The following is a 1,354-nucleotide window of genomic DNA, read 5'->3' on the forward strand; positions in this document are numbered from 1 at the left end:
TCCTACATTGGTATCGTATGCGCCTCGCAAGAATACTTTCGCAGTCAATTTCACTACTGACTGACCTACTGATACGCTCGTAATGTTAGATTGAGCAGCCGTTGTTCCGTCAATCGCAACTGGGTCTCCACCGCCATACACGCCAGCTTTGTTTTGGTAGATACCGTTACTCAAAGCTGTTACTGTCAAGCTAAAACTACTATTGCTTCCTGATGGAATACTGCTAGTTCGTGTACATGTTACTACTTGGCCTGACGAACTACAGCTCCAACCTGTGGCTGTACTTGATGATACAAAGCTTAGGCCACTTTGTAATGTATCTTTAACAGTAATCGTGCCAGTTGTAGCTGCACTTCCAAGATTACTTACGGTAATAGTGTAAGTAAAGTTGTCAAAGGCATTTATTGAGCCACTTGGAGCTGCTTTTGCGATACTTAAACGTGGTGCTGCTGGTACTGTTATCGTTACTGTTGCATTAGCACATACCTGTGGTGTAACCAAGGTGTTACATACTTGGTAAACAACTGTTACGGTTGTACCTGGCTCGCTCACAGTTGGTGTATAGCTTAACACACCTGTCGTTGGTGCAAATACTGCTACTCCACTTGCTGTACCACCTGTTCTTGTAACAACAGTGCTCGCTACTGGTAAGAAGTCATCATTCGATAATACACTTACTGTACTCGTCAACCCAAATGGAGCTGTCAACACATCATTAACTGCCGTAGCAACTTGTGGATTCAAGTCTGTTTCGTTTGGATTACCATCTTTATCACAATCTAAGGTTTTCCAGCTTGCACTTACATTGCCTATCACTTGGTCTACCTTGTTGTAACTACATCCATCATTGGGATTCGTGTTGTCACCCAATGTTAATGGATTGTCATCGATACCATTAATCTCATCCTTGTTCGTTACGCCATCGCCATCACAGTCGCCAGTACTTGTCGCTACTAAGGTCACTTGTCCCAAGTTTAAGCTACAAGCACTTAGTGGATTCGTATTGTCAGATGTCGTCAATGGATTACCATCGTACCTGTGGCTTCGTCATAGTTTGTTACACCATCTCCATCACAGTCTGCAGTACGCCATGCCGTTGTCGTACTCGATAAGACTTGGCTTGTAGCACATTTGGGTTCATTGATATGCTGGCAATTATTGAATTTACATTCTCCCATAAGCGCTCTCATTTCTGGGAAGAAATGAGAAAGTTCTTCTTTTCAATATCGATTAAGCCCATTCTTGATACCTGGCGTATCAATAATAAAAGAGTTATCTGCCAATTCGAACATCGTGGCAAAAGTGGTAGTATGAACTCCTTGTTGGCAAATTGGAAATCTCTGAGGTTTTAAGA

The 1,354-nt window shown here is 42.5% G+C and carries 2 pseudogenes; both read right to left on the bottom strand.

Features of this window, described 5'->3' with window-relative positions:
* Positions 1–1,020 (bottom strand): annotated as a pseudogene (locus tag BWI92_RS26655) (DUF11 domain-containing protein); the annotation flags it as partial.
* Between the two features lie 89 nt (positions 1,021–1,109).
* Positions 1,110–1,354, bottom strand: a pseudogene (rsgA, locus tag BWI92_RS26660) (GTPase RsgA); the annotation flags it as partial.

Source organism: Flectobacillus sp. BAB-3569, from assembly GCF_002270355.1.
Taxonomy (GTDB): Bacteria; Bacteroidota; Bacteroidia; order Cytophagales; family Spirosomataceae; genus Flectobacillus; species Flectobacillus roseus.